Source organism: Stenotrophomonas sp. LMG 10879 (genome assembly GCF_002750935.1).
GTDB lineage: Bacteria > Pseudomonadota > Gammaproteobacteria > Xanthomonadales > Xanthomonadaceae > Stenotrophomonas > Stenotrophomonas lactitubi_B.
On the sequence record NZ_PEJT01000003.1, the window covers coordinates 207268 to 223070 of the forward strand.

Sequence of the window (15803 nt, forward strand, 5' to 3'; positions counted from 1 at the left end):
GCCGCCATGTCGCTGCGCTCCACTGCCAAGCGCTGGACCTACCTGGTGCACCGTTGGCTCGGCATCGGTGGGTGCCTGCTGATGGTGCTGTGGTTCGTCAGCGGCATGGTGATGCTGTTCATCGGTTACCCGAAGCTGACGCCGGGAGAACGCTTGGCCGCGCTGCCCACACTGGCTGATGCGCGCGGCTGGCAGGCACTTTCCGTGCTGCCGGATGCGGTGCGACAGGAGCCTGAGCGGATCGTGTTGACGACGCTGCGTGGCGAGCCCGCCTACGTGGTGCGCTCCGGGGCGAACATGGGCGCGTGGTCGGCGCTTACCGGTCAGGCATTGCCGCCAGTATCGGCGCAGCTGGCCGAAGTCTCCGCCGCGCAGTTCGCCGGTGGGCCGGCTTTCGTTGGTGCCATGCCGCTGGACGAGGATCGCTGGACGCATTCGCGCGGCCTTGATCCGCATCGGCCGCTGTACCGTGTCGGCGTCGGTGGTGCACAGCCCGGTGATGTCTACGTGTCCTCACGTACCGGCGAGGTGGTGCTGGATGCACCCCGCCTGCAGCAGCGCTGGAACTATGTGGGTGCGTGGCTGCACTGGCTGTACGTCCTGCGCATGCAGTCGGTGGATCCGGTGTGGACCTGGACGGTGATCGTGCTGTCGGCGCTGTGCACGCTGGCCGCGATCAGTGGGATCGTGGTCGGCATCTGGCGCTGGCGGTTTCGCGGGAAGTACCGGTCAGGGTCGAAGACGCCGTACCAGGAACCGTGGATGCGCTGGCATCACCTGATCGGGTTGATGGCGAGCGCATTCGTGTTCACCTGGATCTTCAGTGGATTGATGTCGATGAATCCCTTGGGGGTCTTCAGCAGCGCACGCGCTTCGCTCGACGTTGCGCGCTATCAGGGGGAAGCGCCGGCGGATACAGGCGCTATCGCGCAACCGGCGGCGGTACTGGCTGCAGTGCACACACCGCAGTTCGCGCCGGTGGAGATCCAGTGGCGACGGATCGGCGGTGACTTGTTCGCGGTAGTCCTGGATGGCAATGCCGATTCACGCGTGGTCACGGAGCGTGACGGCGCACTGCAGGTGTCCACTGCATTCGGTGCAGACTGGTTGCAGGGCAGGGTAGAGGCGATGTCCGACGCACGCCTGCGCAGATTCACCATTCTGCAGGCGCCCGATGCCTACTTCTACCCGCGCGCTGCGGAGGCGATGAATGGCGCCGCGGTACGTCGCTTTCCGGTGGCGGTGGCCGACTTCGATGATGCTGAGGCTACCCGCGTCTATGTCGACCTGGCTACCGGCGATCCGCTGTTGACGATGGGCAGGCGCGAGCGGGTTGGGCGCTGGCTGTTTTCCTTCCTGCACAGCTGGGATCTGCCCGCGCTGCTGCGGCAGCCGAACAGCCGCCTGGTCGTGCTGCTGTTGCTCAGCCTGGCAGGTACCGCGCTGTGTGCGACGGCGACCGTCATCGGCTATCGGCGCTTGCGGATGACACTCCGGCGCAAGCGCCATTGGCATGCTCCGTTCTCTGAGCGCAGTCGCAGGGATCTGCCTCGCCTCTGATGGCGTACGCCCGCGCCGTCCATGGCATGACAAGGACGTCAGCCGCGCTCGGGTGCATGAAGGCGTGCAGTTGCCGATCGGGCCGGACCGCTGGAGAGCCCGCCTTGGCGCTGTACACATCCCGACTGCAGCAGCCATGAACCGCGATGGCCACGCTCTACCGCCGCCCGGCCGGACGCGGCATCATGGCGAGGCACCCGGCACGGAATCCCGCATGTCCTCCACCGTTCACCACAAGCTGCGCATTGGCGTCGATCAGTTCACCGGCCAGAAGGTGGTCGACCAGCAGTTCCATGAGTGCGACTTTTCCGGCGCGGACCTCACCGCCACCGAGTTCGTGAACTGCGGCTTCTACGACGCCGACACCCGCACCGGGTGCCGTTTCAGTGGCGCCACGTTGAAGGAAGCCAGCTTCCGCCAGTGCGACATCAGCATGTGCAACTTCAACTTCATCAAGGCGCTGGGGCTGGAAATCAGCGAGTGCCGCGCGCAGGGCGCCGATTTCAGCAACGCCAGTTTCATGAACCAGATCACCACGCGCAGCTGGTTCTGCAGCGCCTTCATCAAGAAGACCAACCTGCGCTATGCCAACTTCTCGCGAGTTACGCTGGAGAAGTGCGAGCTGTGGGAAAACCGTTGGGACGGGGCCAACATCAGCGGCGCCAGTTTCGCCGGATCGGACCTGTCCGGCGGCCAGTTCGATGGCATCGACTGGAACACGGCCAACTTCACCGATTGCGACCTGACCAACTCCGAACTGGGCGAGCTGGATGTGCGCAGCACCAACCTGCGTGGCGCCACGCTCGATGTGCAGCAGGTCGCGCTGCTGATGCAGCGGATCGGCATCACCGTGGTGCCATGAGCGTGCGTGGCGGCGCTATGCCGGCGCGGTCGGCGCATGGGCCACCCAGCCCTTGAAGCTGAAGCCGGCGTAGAACAATTCCACGTTGTCGAATCCGGCCTCCTGCAGCAACGCCACTTCCTGCTCGGGCGACAGCAGCGGCAGGCGCTCGGCGATCGCGGCGGCTGCGCGTTGCGCATCGGCACGTGGAATACCGGAGGCCTCGCCGAATGCGGCGTAGCGTTGCAGCCAGCGATGCTTGCCGGCCGCATCCTGCGGCACGCTGTGGTGGGCGACCACCAGCGGCGCACCCGGCCGCAGCCGTTGCCGCAGTTCGTGCAGGGTGTGCAGGCGCTGTTCAACGGTGAGGAAATGCAGGGTCAGCAGGCAGGTGGCGCCGTCGAAGACGGTGTGCGGGGCATCGTCGATGTAGCCTTCCAGCAGCGTGACCTGTGCCATCAATGGCCCCAGGGTCTGTTCGGCCAGCGCGAGCATGGGTGCGGCCGGGTCGATACCGAGCATCCGCCAATGCGGGTGCGCTTCGGCGAAGGCCTTGAGCTCCAGGCCGCCACCTGCGCCGAGCACCAGCACCTGGCCATCGTCGGGCACATGTTCGGCCAGCAGCAGGTGGGTCATCTGCTGCAGTCCGAGGAAACCCGGTACCTGCCGCAGCGGGCCGTCGGCGTAGCGGGCGACGGCGTGGGGATCGGAGAAGGACATCGGAAGCATTCCTGCAGCAATGGCGAGCATCCACTTTACCGCGCTGCGCAAGTGTCGATTGCAGGGATGCCCGCCTTTGCTTAAGGTCTGCGCCTGCCTGTATTCCAGAGATCGCGAATGAACCCTCGCACGCCCCCGATGCCATTGGCGGAAGCCTTCGAACTCGCACTGACATTGCTTGGACGCGAGGACGTGGATGAGGAGCACGCCGAGCAGGCACTGCTCGCGCTCGGCAGCGAACACGGGCAGATGCGCCGCCTGTTGGTGTGGCTGCCTGAAGCATTCGCCATGGCCCTGATCGGGCACATGGAACTGGGTGTGCTGCTGCCGCGTACATTCACCGCCTCTGACGCGCAGGGTGAGCGGCATGAACTGCTGCTCGAGCGCGAACCGGTATTCGTCGATGGCCTGCAGCGCGCCCTGGCCATGTACCACGAAGGCCCGCGCGCTGCGTTCAAGGCGATCTGCCAGCGGAGTTCGCTGCTCAATGCGATCGACAATGCCTTGAGCGCCGGCGCCGATCTGCAGGGCGCGACGCTTTCAGGTCCAGAGCTGCTGGACATTCCCGCAGAGACCTACCTCGCCGATTGAGTCCGAGGTATTCAGAGCGCCGGCTTCATTCCGTCTGCTTCCAGTCGATACAGGCCGGTCAATCGCCAGTCATCCTGCACGCGTTGCAGCCGGTACTCATGGATGAGGACGCTGGAGCGGCGCTGTTGTGCGGTACGTATCGACGCTGCGTCGCCGAGGATCTGCACGGCCATTACCTGTTCCAGTGCCGGATCATGCGGTGACTCAACGCTGGGCCGTTGCATGACGTTGCGCGGGGTGCCAGGCAAGGCGTAGTGCTCCACCAGCGTTGCGTACGTCGCACTGGCCAACGCCAGTCCGTGTGACGAGCCATGTTCTGTCACCTCTGCAAGCGAGGCATTGTTCCAGTCCAGAAAATCGGACTGGAAAGCACGTATGCGTGCCACCGGTGTGCTGCCGCCCAGATCGAGCGCGCTGCGCTCGAAAACAAGGAGCGGTAGAACCTCGCCGAACCTCACGTCGCGGCCGTAACGGAAGTTGCGTTCGGCCTGCAGCCTGCCATTGCACAGCAGCGCGACGCGACCGGGCCTGCTGGAATGAACCATCAGCTGCCGTTGAAAATACCCCTGCACCGGCGCGGCATCCGCGTTGGATGCCCCCGGCGCGGTGATCTGCAGTTGGCAGTTCCCGTCCGTGGGTGCATAGCCAATGACCTGCAGCGAGCCGTCGCGGGGCCCGAACGTGATGCAGCCACCGGTCAGGCTGCAGGCCAAGGCGATGCCGATCCATCGACGCATGCGGGCGCTCCTTGCTTGGATGGCCGGCAGGATAACGCACTGTAATGCTCCAGCTGTTCTATTGCAGCGCCTTCCCAAGTACCTGCCAGATCTTCGGGTCCTGGCACTGCGACACATTGAAGCGCACGTAGTCGGCAGCGCGCTGCGACTGGCTGAAGGCATTGCCGGGCGCCAGCACCATGCCCTCGCGCAGGCACTGCCGTGCCACTGCCGATGCATCGCGGCCATCGGGCAGCTGGCACCACAGGAACAGTCCTGCTTCCGGTTGCAGCCATGGTGTGATGCCCAGCTTCTGCACCTGCCGCAGCGTGTGCTTGCGCGCATCGGCCAGGCGCGTGCGCACCGCCTGCATGTGCCGTCGGTAGCCGCTGTCGGTCAGTGCGATCTGCATGAGGTGCGCGGCCAGGTGCCCACCGCCGAAGCTGGTGGCCAGCTTCAGATCGGTCAGTGCCTCGATCCAGTCAGGGCGTGCGGCGATGTAGCCGCAGCGCGATGCCGCCGAGATGGCCTTGGAGAAACTGCCGACATGGATCACCCGCGACAGTCCATCCAGCGCCGCCAGCCGCGGCGCCGGGCGCAGCTCGAAGTCGGCGAAGATGTCATCCTCGATGATGATCAGTTCGCTGCGGTCGGCCAGGCCCAGCAGGCGATGCGCGGTGGTCGCCGACAGCACCGCGCCCGTCGGGTTGTGCAGCCCGGCGTTGGTGATGTACAGGCGCGGCACGTATTCCTGCAGCGCGCTGGCAAACACCTGCAGATCCGGCCCGGTATGTGTGTACGGTATGCCGATGGCCTGCACCTGATGGGCCTTCAACATCGCGTGGTAATTGAAATAGCTGGGGTCGTCGACCAGCACGCAGTCGCCGGGCTTCAGCAGGAAGCGGCAGATCAGGTCGATCGCGTGCGTCCCCGATTCGGCCAGCAGCAACTGCTCCATCGATGCTTCGATGCCCAGCGTGGCCGCGCGTCGCTGCAGCGTCTGTCGCAATGCCGGCAGGCCGAGCGGCCCCGCGTAGTCGACCAGGTGCGCGGCGTCGGCGCGCGCCATGCGGCGCAGGCCACGGCGCAGGCCATCGTGGTACAGCCAGTCGCTGGGCATCCAGCCGCAGCCCGGCTTGAGGTGGCCGGACGGGGTTTCCAGCGATTGCCGCGACACCCACAGCGGGTCCACCGCGCGATCCAGGCGCGGCTCCATCTCGGCCAGTGCCAGCGGCGCTGCCGGGCCAGCCACGTAGAAGCCGGAGCCGGCGCGCGCGGCGATCACGCCTTCTGCCGCCAGACGTTCGTAGGCCTCGACCACGGTGGACACGGAAACGCCCATCGTCGCCGCCTGCGCGCGCACCGAAGGCAGGCGGCTGCCCGGGCCATCCAGGCGCGAGCTGATGCGGGAGCGGACGGCGTGGATGACGCTGTCGATGCGGCTGGGCGGTCGGGACATGCGCGTGACTGTAAGGGGATTGTGGGCAGTACAGTTACTTGTGACTGTACTGGATTGTAGCTGTGTATCGCCGATGCCCGGTGGCCCAATGACGGGCACAGCCGGCCATTGCCCGGCACTTCTGGAGCAGGGTGTGGAACGGTCGGCAAGCGGGTGGATCAATGGCTTCATCGGTGTGGTGATCTTCGCCGGCTCATTGCCGGCCACCCGTCTGGCGGTGATGGAGCTGGACGCCAGCTTCGTGACCGCCGCACGCGCCAGCATCGCCGCGTTGCTGGGGCTGGTGCTGCTGCTGGCATTGCGCCAGCCGCGCCCGGTCAGAAGCGATCTGCCAGGCCTGGCGCTGGTCAGCCTGGGCGTGGTGGTGGGCTTTCCGTTGCTGACCGCGCTCGCCCTGCGCCACGCCTCGTCGGCACACACCATCGTGTTCCTCGGCCTGCTGCCGCTGAGCACGGCGGTGTTCGGCGTCCTGCGCGGCGGCGACCGGCCACGGCCGGCATTCTGGGTGTTCTCGCTGCTGGGCAGTGCCTGCGTGGTCGGCTACGCCGCACGCAACGGCATCGAGGCCTCGTTGCAGGCCGATCTGCTGATGCTGGCGGCAATCGTGGTGTGCGGGCTCGGCTATGCAGAGGGCGGCCGCCTTGCCCGACATCTTGGCGGTTGGCAGGTGATCAGCTGGGCACTGCTGCTGGCATTGCCGGTCATGCTGCCGCTGATGGTGGCGATGCGCCCGGTCTCGTTCACGGCGGTCGCTGCTTCTGCATGGTGGGCGCTGGGGTATGTGGCGGTGTTCAGCATGCTGATCGGGTTTCTGTTCTGGTATCGCGGTCTGGCCCAGGGCGGCATCGCCGCAGTCGGCCAGCTGCAGCTGCTGCAGCCGTTCTTCGGCCTGGCACTGGCGGCAATGTTGCTGCACGAGACCGTCAGCGCGGGCATGCTGCTGGTGACCGTGGCGGCGGTGATCTGCGTGGCCGGAGCCCGTCGCTTCAGCCGCTGACCGCGCAGCGCCATCGCCGCGCGATACCGTTGGCGTATCACGCGGGTGTGCAAACAGTATTGGCCGAGGACGATGGCGCTCGCCGATGCTGGCCGGATGAAACCCAATTCCAGTATCTCGTTCGAAGGCCAGGTGGGCCTGGTGACCGGTGCCGCCGGTGGCCTGGGCCTGGCCTACAGCCGCCTGCTCGCCCAGCGTGGCGCGCATGTAGTGATGCATGACGTGGGCGCTGCAACGGATGGCACGGGCGCCGATCCGCAGCGCATCGCCACGGCGGTGGCGGCACTGCGTGCCCAGAGCCTGCCGGTCGAGGCCGCCAGCGGCCCCATCAACCAGCGCAGCGGTTGCCATGCGCTCGTGCAGGACATTCTGCAGCGCCATGGTCGCCTGGACTTCATCATCCACAACGCCGGCTGGGTGGCCTACGCCGCTATCGAAGCGGTGGAGGATGATGCGCTGGAGCAGATGCTGTGCCTGGCCGCGAAGACACCGCTGTGGCTGGCACAGGCGGCATGGCCGGCGATGCGTGCTGCCGGCGGCGGCCGCATCGTGCTGACCACCTCCGATCGCGCGCTGTACCCGCAGTATGCGCAGCGCGGCCTGTGTGGCTACGCGATGGCCAAGCTGGCCGCACAGGGGCTGGTCAATGTGCTGGCGTTGGAAGGCGCCGAGCACGGCATCGTGGTCAACGCGGTATCGCCGGTGGCCAAGACCCGCATGTGGGGCATCGACGGGGAGCCGGATGAACTGCATCCCGATGCCGTGGCTACCGGTGTTGCCTTCCTGGTTTCCACGCGCTGCCGGCAGGGTGGCTGGATTCTGCGTGCCAGCAATGGCCAGTTCCATGCACTGCGGCTGCAGGAAGCAGAGAACGTGGACTATCCACGCGACCTGCGCGCCGTGGCCGCCGACAGCATCGAATCGGTGGCGCTGCAGTGGCCGGTCATTGCACGGCCGAGTGTCGACGCGCGCGGCTGAGCGCGTACCCTAGGCGGGTCTCCACCTGCCTGCGATGAAATGATCGATCTGCGCCTGCTCCGCCAGTTCGTGGCGGTGGCCGAAGAACTGCACTTCCATCGCGCCGCTGCGCGCCTGCACATGTCGCAGCCGCCATTGACGGCGGCGATGCGGCGCCTGGAAGACGAAGTGGGCACGGGCTTGATCGTGCGTGGCAACCGTACGCTGGGCCTGACCGCGGCGGGGCAGACGCTGCTGGTGGAGGCGCGCGCGACGCTGCAACAGGCCGAACAGGCGCTGCAGCGCACGCGCGAATCGGCGGCAGGGCAGACCGGCAGCCTGCGCGTAGGCTACGTCGGCAGCGCACTGTATGGGCGCCTGCCGGCACTGATCCGCCAGTTCCGCCATGCGTTTGCGCAGGTGCAGCTGCATCTGCACGAAGCCACCTCGCGGCAGCAGCAACAGTGGCTGCGCGAGGGGCGCATCGACCTGGGTATCCTGATTCCACCGATCATTTCCGCAGAACTGCATCTGCAGGCGTTCGACCATGATCGACTGGCCATTGCCCTGCCGCGCGCGCATCGGCTGGTCGCACGGCAACGGCTGGACGTCGCAGACCTGATGGACGAGCCTTTCGTTTCATGGCCATCGGCCGAAGGTGTCGGCTTCCATGCACAGGTACTGGGCCTGTGTACGGCTGCCGGCTTCACGCCACGGGTCGTGCAGGAAGCGCAGGGCATGCACGCGGTGTTGTCGCTGGTGGCCGTGGAAGCGGGCGTGGCAATCGTGCCGGCCAGCATGAGCGGGTTCCGTCCCGAAGAAATCGTCTATCGACCGCTGGACGGAGGCAATGCGGCGTTCGAACTGCAGTTCTGCATGCGCCCGGAATCGCCTACGCCGGTGCTGCAGAATTTCCTGGCGATGGCTGCACAACCGGCAGTGTCGTGATTGCCGGTTGAGTATCCCTGCTGCAGGCGCGGGAAGGGAGTTGGCCCACGTCGTGCGCGCCTCTGGAATGTGATTCGGCTCGCAGTTCAGCGCTGGGGAATCGCGCCTGCAGCAAGCCTGAGGCACGGGCGCGGGTAACTCCTACATACCGCCTCGGCGGCAACGACCAGCATGTCCCCGTCGGCCATCATCGGCCGGCTGGGATTGGCGTCCCACAATCAACTCTGGCACGTGATCGGCAGGCGCACGGATGGCGCCTGCCGATCACGTGACCCGCTGTCCGTGGTGGGCGATGTGTGGGGATCACCATGATCCGCCGGTCAGTCCCAGAGTTGTCCGGTACGCCAACCCGCATCGCCCGCCGCCTGTGCGTGGTCAGGCACGAATGCGTTGATCGCGCTTGCCTCGGGGGTGGCAATGCGCGTCGTGCATGGGGAGCGGCGGCGGGCGGTGCATCTGTCTGCTCAACAAGGACGGGCGAACAGATGGTCGGCCACGTAATCGATGAACACCCGCAGGCGGGCGCTGGGGTGACGATTGCCGGGCCAGAGCAGTGAGAATTGCCCGCGCTGCGGCTCCATCATCGGCAACACCTGCTGCAACCGGCCATCGGCCAGTGCTTCGGCCGCCAGGAAGTCGGGCATCCAGGCGACGCCCATGGCGCCGATTGCAGCGGCCAGCAGCGCTTCCATGTTGTTGCAGGTCATTGCTGTAGTCAGAGCGGCGCCGGCGTCGCCATCGACGCCGGGCAGGCTCCAGGGTTGCAGCATGCCGGTGGTCGGGAAGCGGAAACGCACCGCCTGCAGCGTACGCAGTTCCGGCAGCGACTGTGGCCAGCCGTGTGTTCGCAGGTAGACCGGCGCTGCGCACAGCACGAAGTGGAAGCTGCCGAGGCGCCGAGACATCAGGCTGGAGTCGGCCAGTTCACCGCTGCGTATCACCGCATCCAGTCCTTCGCTGACGACATCGACCAGGCGGTCATTGAAATCAAGTTCCAACTGCACCTGCGGGTAGCGCTGCTGGAAGCCGGGCAGCACCGGCAGCAGAAAACGGTAGCCGATGGTGGGCAGGCCAATCCGCAGCAGCCCGCGGGGAGCGAGTTGACGCTGCGCAAGGTCGGCCTGGGCCTCGGACAGTTCATCCAATGCACGGCGGCAGCGCTGCAGCAGCAGGTCGCCTTCGTCGGTGAGGTGCATGCGCCGCGTGGTGCGGTGGAACAGTCGCGTACCCAGGTCCTGTTCCAGGCGGGCGATCCGCTTGCCCACCGCCGAAGCGGACAGGCCCAGTACGCGCGCGGCACCGACAATGCTGCCGGCCTCGGCGGTGCGGACGAAAGCCAGTAGTGCGGAAATGGAATCCATGGCGGGATGATTGCGGAACATCTGGCCGTAATCAAACGCCTGTGAGCCGGTTTTTACCCGATCGCGGCCTGTTCATCATCAATGCCCCGATTGCAGGAGGCCCCGATGGCCCGTTTCTTGATGGATTCCCGGCCCGTGCAAGGGCGTTGGGCCCTGGTGTCGGTGTGCCTGGCGGCGCTCGCGTTGCCGTTGTCGTTCTCGGCCGGCGCGGTAGCGGTGCCGGTGCTGGCCATCCAGTTGGCCAGCTCGCCCGCTTCGTTGGCCTGGGTGACCAATGCCTTCATGCTCAGCTTCGGCAGCCTGCTGCTGGCGGCAGGGGGACTGGCGGACCGCTATGGGCGACGCCGGCTGTTCCTGCTGGGCAGCGGCAGTTTCGCGTTGGCGACGTTCTTCGTCTGCATGGCGCCGGATCTGTTCTGGCTGGACCTGGCGCGCGGTCTGCAAGGCGTGGGCGCTGCCGCGGCATTGGCATCGGGCAGCGCGGCGCTGGCGCAGGCGTGGCACGGCCAGGCCCGTATGCGTGCGTTTGCCCTGCTGGGCACCACCTTTGGCGCCGGCCTGGCGCTGGGGCCGCTGCTTGCGGGCGCGCTGCTCGAGGCGATGGGTTGGCGAAGCGTGTTTGCCGCCGGTGGTGTGCTGGCTCTGCTGGCATGCATGCTGGCAGTGCGCGTGCTGCCAGAGAGCCGCGGGCAGGCCGGGCGGCTGGACGTGCCGGGCATGCTGGCTTTCAGCCTGACGCTGAGCATGCTGACCCTGGCGCTGTTGTGGTTGGGCGAATTCGGCCTGCCCGCAGCGCGGGTACGGTGGGCATCGCTGGCGACCGTGCTGCTGGCGGCATCGTTCGTACTGATCGAGCGCAGGCAGCCGGCGCCGTTGCTGGATCTTTCGCTGTTCGCGCAGCGGGCATTCGTCGGTGTGCAGCTGCTGCCGGTGGCAACCTGCTTCGGCTACGTGGTGCTGCTGGTGCTGCTGCCGCTGCAGCTGCTGGGCGTGCATGGCCAGGGCGTCGCCACCGTCGGCGTGCAGATGCTGGCGCTGTCCGCGCCGATGCTGGTGCTGCCACTGCTGGCCGCGCGCTGGGCCGGCCGGATGGGAAGCACGCGCCTGTGCGTGGCTGGGTTGCTGCTCTGCGCGTTGGGGCTGTATCTGCTGTCGCGGCAGGCGGTACATCCGCTGCCTGCGCAATGGATACCGCCGCTGCTGCTGATCGGTGCAGGCACCGCATTGCCCTGGGGGTTGATGGACGGGTTGTCGGTCAGTGTGGTGCCGGTGCAACGCGCGGGCATGGCGGCGGGGATCTTCGGCACGGTGCGGGTAGCGGGCGAGGGCATCGCACTGGCGGCAGTGACCGCATTGCTGGCGACGCTCATCGGCCACCGCCTGCAGGGCACATCTGCTCCAGCACTGGGCAGGGCGGCGGCCTATCTGGCTACCGGTGCGTTGCATTCGGCCCAACCGCTGCTGCCCGGAGCAACGGCCCTGCAGTTGCAGCGCGCCAGCGGCGAGGCGCTGGCGCAACTGCTGCACATGCTGTCAGCGCTGACAGCCGGCAGCGCCCTGCTGCTGCATGTGCTGCTGCGGCGCTCAACGGCCGTTGCCGTGCCCGGAGCCGGTAGCTGATGGTGGCGGTGACCGCACGGGGGGAGCCGGCGAAACAATCGCCGAAGGCGCGGCAAGGTGTGGCAGCTCGTCATTCAGGTGTTCGCCCACTTCCAATGTTGCTGCGCTGACTTCAGCTTCGTTGCGCGTGAAAGCCGCAGTGACGGTGAGGTGCGCGGCCGCCACATGGACAATGTGTCTGGCGGTCACCTGCCTGCCGCAGCGCCGTCACCCGGTCTTGGCCCGGGCATCGGTAGGGTAGAGCGTCCCCGTCCCCCACGGAGACCTGCCATGTGGTTGCTCGACCGACTCTGGCCCTCGCGCCCTGTGCTGCCCGCTGAGACGCTGCCGTCTGCAGCGGACACTCCCGCGCGTCGAGCGCCGTTGAAGCGCCCGTTGCGCGTCGGCCGGGCCAGCATGGCGCCGTGGCAGAAGATCGCGCCGCCGCCCCGGCGCAGCCGGCACTAACCGGTACGGTCGGCGGGGTGGTTCACTCCGTCATTGACCGGAATCGTTCCCAGCGCGAACGGATCGATGCCTTCCAGGCAGGCCACGTTGTAGCCGTACTGGTCCGGGTTGGAGCGGCGGCGGTGGTGCGTGTAGATGCCACAGATCCCGCAGAAGTAGTGCTCGGCGACGTGGGTGTTGAACTGGTACAGGCGCAGATGGTCCTGCCCGCGCACGATCTGCAGCCCGTGCCGCGCCACGCTGGCGGCGATGGCGCCGCGGCGCCGGCACATCGAACAATCGCAGCGGCGCGGGTCGACGATGCCCTCGGGCAGGTCCAGCAGCAGCTCGACCGTGCCGCAATGACAGCTGGCCCGATGCTGCGCCTGCACGGCGACGCCGGCCACGGTGGTGATGCCCATCTCTGCTCCCTGCGCGCCCTTGGTGGGTGCCAGTATGCCCCCGGCCGCGCCAGCCTGAACCGGTTGTAGATGTCGCCGTGAGGCGGCTTGTGGCTAACTATGCCGCCCCGGGACCCCGACAGGATGCCAGTGAAAGCCGCAGGACGATGGATGACAGGATGTGTGATGGTGCTGCTGGCGCTGTGGGTGGCCGGTCTGTTGACCTACCAGATGCCCGGGCCGGGCTGGCTGGGCGGTGCTGCGGCGTTGCTGTGGTTGCTGGGGGCCGGTTGGGCGGCCTGGCAGGTGGCGCGCGGCCGTGGCACGCGCAGGCTGTGGGCGGCCTTTGCCGGCGCTCTGGCGCTTGCGGGGCTGTGGTGGCTGCTGCTGACCCCGCGCCAGGACCGCGACTGGGCCGATGACGTGGCGCAGCGCCTGCACGTGCAATCCTTCGATGGCCGCCACGTGGTGCTGGACAACGTGCGCGATTTCACCTGGCGCACCGAGACCGACTACGACGCGCGCTGGGTGCGCCGCAGCTACGACCTGGACCAGCTGCGTTCGGCCGACCTGGTGCTGTCGTACTGGATGGGGCCGGCGATCGCCCACACCCTGGTCTCGTTTGGATTCGAGGACGGGCGCCATCTGGTGTTCTCGCTGGAAATCCGCAAGGAGCGTGGTGAATCGTTCTCGGCACTGGGCGGCTTCTTCCGCAAGTTCGAGATGACGCTGGTCGCGTCCGAAGAAACCGACATCATCCGCACCCGCACCAACGCCCGCGGCGAGGATGTCTACCTGTACCGCCTGCACGGCATGGACCGCAACCAGCTCAAGACCCTGTTCGCTGCCTACATCGACCAGGCGCATCAGCTCGATGCCGCGCCCGGTTTCTACAACACGCTGACCAGCAACTGCACCACGATCGTCTTCGATCTGGCACGGCATATCGCCCCGCGCCTGCCGCTGGACTACCGGTTGCTGGCTTCGGGCTACCTGGCCGAGTACGCGCAGGAGGTGGGCGCGCTCACGCCTGGCGTGGCGTACGCCGAACTGCATGCCAAGGGCCGCATCACTGAGCGCGCGCTGAAGATGGCATCCGACGATGATTTCTCCACCGTGATCCGCCAGGGCATCCCGGGCACCGAGCAGGACCCGCAGCAATGACCCCGATGATCCTGTTCCGCTGGCAGCGCGTGCTGCCGGCGCTGTTTGCTGCCTTCCTGCTGCTGGGTGGCAGCGGCTGCGCGATGGTCACCGTCAAGCAGGTGGCGTCCAGCGATTACCTGGTCAACAAGCGTGCCGACGTGCTCAACACCGGCAAGCTCAGCCCCGCCTCGCGCGAGACGCTGAGTGCGGCCGGGCTGGACGAATCGCAGTGCGAGAAGGACTTCCTGGTCTGCCGCAGCACGCTGTTGATGACCGATGACCTCAACGTCGAGCAGCGCTTGTCGACGTTGTCCGAGCTGTGGGTGAAGGCCGCTCTGGCACTGACGCCGAAGAAGCAGGCGGCCAACGAACCGCCGATGAGCGATGCAGCGCTGGATGCGTGGCTGGAGGCGGCGCGCTATGGCTACGCCTATCTGTTCTACAGCGGACGCTCGCCCTCCGATCGCGCGTTCGAGGACCGGCAGACGCAGGTGCGCGATTACTACAACTACGCTGCGGAGAAGGCCGCCGTGGTGTTGTTCGCGCGCGCGCGCGCCGCCGCATTGGCCGGCGAGGACTACACCAAGCCGGTGTCGGCAGGCAGCTGGACGCTGGCTTCCGATTTCCAGCGGCTGTCGCTGAAGAGCATTCCCAAGCAGCTGGTGCCGGCCGGTACCGTCAGCTTCGTCGGCATGCGCAGCACCTATCGCCGCGATGGTTTCGGTGCCGAGCTGGTGATGGTGATGGACCCGCCGAAACTGGTGGTGCCGGCAGTCGCCGCGGAGGGGGCCAAGGCCGAAACGGCACAGGCGCAGGCCATCAAGGACGAGCAGGAGGAGGGCGTCCGTCGCGGACGCCGCCACCAGCACGACGATTCGGTGCCCGAGTACAGCGAGATGTCCTCGATCAACGTCACCGCATTGCTGCGTTTTGAAGGCAACACGCTGGAAGACGTGATGCGCACCCGCCAGGTGCTGCTGGATGGCTATTCGCCTGAGGCGACCGAGCGCATCAGCCTGCATGGCGAAGAGGTGCCGCTGGCGGGCAACTTCACTGCCGCCTACGGCCTGTGGCTGGCGCAGAGCGGGTTCGCCACGCAGTCGCTGCGTACCCTGTTCGGCATGAGCGAGGGCATCGGAGAGCCGCACATCTACCTCATGCAGCCGTGGGATCCGAACCGCCGCATCATCTTCATGCTGCATGGCCTGGGCAGCAGCCCGGAAGCGTGGGTGAACCTGGCCAACGAGATCATGGGTGACCCCGAACTGCGCCAGCAGTTCCAGGTGTGGCAGGTGTACTACCCTACCAATGCGCCGATTGCGCTGAACCGCTATGAGATTGCCAACGCATTCAACGACACGCTGAAGCATTTCGACCCGAACGGCAGCACCCGTGCCTCCAGGGACATGGTCTACATCGGCCACAGCATGGGCGGCGTGCTGGCGCGGCTGCTGGTCAGCGACTCCGGCGACGTGCTGTGGAACGATCTGCTGGCCAACTACAACCTGAAGGGCGAACGCCTGAAGCGGGTGCAGTCCAAGCTCGGTCCGCTGCTGCACTTCAAGGCCGAACCGAACGTGGAGCGTGCGATCTTCATCGCCGCCCCGCACCAGGGCACGGACATCGCCGGCAACAAGGTCGGCCGCCTGATCGGCCGCCTCGTTCGCCTGCCGCTGACCATCCTCGGCAAGTTCGAGGATGTGTTCCTGGCGCTGGCGCAGGCCGAGCAGCAGGTGGACGGCACGGCCAAGCCGAAGATCCCCAACAGCATCGACAACCTCAAGGCCAGCGACCCGTTCGTGAAAGCCGCTGCACAGCTGCCGATCACGCCGGGCCTGAAGTACCACTCGATCATCGCCCAGCGCAAACCGGAACTGCCGGTGGAGAAGTCCGACGATGGGCTGGTGCCGTACTGGAGCTCGCACCTGCCCGGCGCGCTGTCGGAGAAGGTGATCATCTCCGGCCACAGCGTGCAGGAAACCCCGCAGGCGGTGCTGGAAGTACGCCGCATCCTGCACCAGGACATCGATGAAGTGGGCACGGTGGCGCGGCCATAACGG

At 66.9% G+C, this 15803-nt stretch carries 14 protein-coding genes; 9 read left to right on the forward strand and 5 right to left on the reverse strand.

What is annotated here, in order from left to right:
* The first annotated feature begins 6 nt into the window (after positions 1–6).
* Entirely contained in the window at positions 7–1560 is a 1554-nt protein-coding gene (locus tag CR919_RS05990) for a PepSY-associated TM helix domain-containing protein (RefSeq protein WP_099819232.1), read from the forward strand.
* A gap of 214 nt (positions 1561–1774) precedes the next feature.
* Entirely contained in the window at positions 1775–2422 is a 648-nt protein-coding gene (gene smqnr, locus CR919_RS05995; protein ID WP_099819233.1) for a SmQnr family pentapeptide repeat protein, read from the forward strand.
* A gap of 15 nt (positions 2423–2437) precedes the next feature.
* On the opposite strand, the gene CR919_RS06000 is transcribed toward smqnr, so the two are convergent.
* Positions 2438–3121, reverse strand: coding sequence for a class I SAM-dependent methyltransferase (locus CR919_RS06000; protein WP_099819234.1), 684 nt, complete (start codon positions 3119–3121; stop codon positions 2438–2440).
* 117 nt (positions 3122–3238) lie between these two features.
* Here CR919_RS06000 and CR919_RS06005 point away from each other — a divergent pair, with 117 nt between their 5' ends.
* Positions 3239–3712: a hypothetical protein gene (locus CR919_RS06005; RefSeq protein ID WP_133119590.1), complete on the forward strand. Its 474-nt coding sequence runs from the start codon at positions 3239–3241 to the stop codon at positions 3710–3712.
* 11 nt (positions 3713–3723) lie between these two features.
* Here CR919_RS06005 and CR919_RS06010 read toward each other — a convergent pair whose 3' ends face one another.
* A complete protein-coding gene (locus tag CR919_RS06010; RefSeq protein WP_133119591.1) occupies positions 3724–4425 on the reverse strand; it encodes a hypothetical protein in 702 nt (233 codons plus the stop codon).
* Positions 4426–4507: 82 nt separating this feature from the next.
* Complete coding sequence (locus CR919_RS06015; protein WP_099819237.1) at positions 4508–5887, reverse strand: PLP-dependent aminotransferase family protein; 1380 nt, start codon at positions 5885–5887, stop codon at positions 4508–4510.
* Positions 5888–6020: 133 nt separating this feature from the next.
* Here CR919_RS06015 and CR919_RS06020 point away from each other — a divergent pair, with 133 nt between their 5' ends.
* The 3 genes from CR919_RS06020 (at position 6021) to CR919_RS06030 (ending at position 8789) form a co-directional block, all read left to right on the forward strand.
* Entirely contained in the window at positions 6021–6884 is an 864-nt protein-coding gene (locus CR919_RS06020) for a DMT family transporter (RefSeq protein WP_099819238.1), read from the forward strand.
* A 96-nt stretch (positions 6885–6980) separates the two neighbouring features.
* Positions 6981–7862 carry an SDR family oxidoreductase gene (locus CR919_RS06025; protein WP_099819239.1) on the forward strand — a complete coding sequence of 294 codons (882 nt, stop codon included), beginning with the start codon at positions 6981–6983 and terminating at the stop codon, positions 7860–7862.
* Positions 7863–7901: 39 nt separating this feature from the next.
* Entirely contained in the window at positions 7902–8789 is an 888-nt protein-coding gene (locus CR919_RS06030; RefSeq protein WP_099819240.1) for a LysR family transcriptional regulator, read from the forward strand.
* A 464-nt stretch (positions 8790–9253) separates the two neighbouring features.
* Here the strand turns inward: CR919_RS06030 and CR919_RS06035 are convergent, their stop codons facing one another.
* A complete protein-coding gene (locus CR919_RS06035; RefSeq protein WP_099819241.1) occupies positions 9254–10150 on the reverse strand; it encodes a LysR substrate-binding domain-containing protein in 897 nt (298 codons plus the stop codon).
* A gap of 105 nt (positions 10151–10255) precedes the next feature.
* On the opposite strand from CR919_RS06035, the gene CR919_RS06040 reads away from it, so the two are divergent.
* Positions 10256–11770: an MFS transporter gene (locus CR919_RS06040; protein ID WP_243379938.1), complete on the forward strand. Its 1515-nt coding sequence runs from the start codon at positions 10256–10258 to the stop codon at positions 11768–11770.
* Between the two features lie 443 nt (positions 11771–12213).
* Here CR919_RS06040 and CR919_RS06045 read toward each other — a convergent pair whose 3' ends face one another.
* Positions 12214–12618, reverse strand: a complete 405-nt coding sequence (locus CR919_RS06045) for a GFA family protein (RefSeq protein WP_099819242.1) — start codon at positions 12616–12618, stop codon at positions 12214–12216.
* A gap of 165 nt (positions 12619–12783) precedes the next feature.
* Between CR919_RS06045 and CR919_RS06050 the strand changes: the two genes are divergently transcribed.
* On the forward strand, positions 12784–13761 hold the full coding sequence (locus CR919_RS06050) for a DUF4105 domain-containing protein (protein WP_099819243.1): 978 nt from the start codon (positions 12784–12786) through the stop codon (positions 13759–13761).
* The gene (locus CR919_RS06055; RefSeq protein ID WP_099819244.1) at positions 13758–15800 is read left to right on the forward strand and encodes an alpha/beta hydrolase; all 2043 of its coding nucleotides are present in this window, start codon (positions 13758–13760) and stop codon (positions 15798–15800) included. Before CR919_RS06050 ends, CR919_RS06055 begins: the two co-directional genes overlap by 4 nt.
* Positions 15801–15803: the final 3 nt, after the last annotated feature.

Bases quoted from the DNA above. Each gene is read 5' to 3' on its own strand.
- CR919_RS05990 (WP_099819232.1), top strand. From the start codon at position 7: ATGTCGCTGCGCTCCACTGCCAAGCGCTGGACCTACCTGGTGCACCGT.
- smqnr (WP_099819233.1), top strand. From the start codon at position 1,775: ATGTCCTCCACCGTTCACCACAAGCTGCGCATTGGCGTCGATCAGTTC.
- CR919_RS06000 (WP_099819234.1), bottom strand. From the start codon at position 3,121: ATGTCCTTCTCCGATCCCCACGCCGTCGCCCGCTACGCCGACGGCCCG.
- CR919_RS06005 (WP_133119590.1), top strand. From the start codon at position 3,239: ATGAACCCTCGCACGCCCCCGATGCCATTGGCGGAAGCCTTCGAACTC.
- CR919_RS06015 (WP_099819237.1), bottom strand. From the start codon at position 5,887: ATGTCCCGACCGCCCAGCCGCATCGACAGCGTCATCCACGCCGTCCGC.
- CR919_RS06025 (WP_099819239.1), top strand. From the start codon at position 6,981: ATGAAACCCAATTCCAGTATCTCGTTCGAAGGCCAGGTGGGCCTGGTG.
- CR919_RS06030 (WP_099819240.1), top strand. From the start codon at position 7,902: ATGATCGATCTGCGCCTGCTCCGCCAGTTCGTGGCGGTGGCCGAAGAA.
- CR919_RS06035 (WP_099819241.1), bottom strand. From the start codon at position 10,150: ATGGATTCCATTTCCGCACTACTGGCTTTCGTCCGCACCGCCGAGGCC.
- CR919_RS06040 (WP_243379938.1), top strand. From the start codon at position 10,256: ATGGCCCGTTTCTTGATGGATTCCCGGCCCGTGCAAGGGCGTTGGGCC.
- CR919_RS06045 (WP_099819242.1), bottom strand. From the start codon at position 12,618: ATGGGCATCACCACCGTGGCCGGCGTCGCCGTGCAGGCGCAGCATCGG.
- CR919_RS06050 (WP_099819243.1), top strand. From the start codon at position 12,784: ATGGTGCTGCTGGCGCTGTGGGTGGCCGGTCTGTTGACCTACCAGATG.
- CR919_RS06055 (WP_099819244.1), top strand. From the start codon at position 13,758: ATGACCCCGATGATCCTGTTCCGCTGGCAGCGCGTGCTGCCGGCGCTG.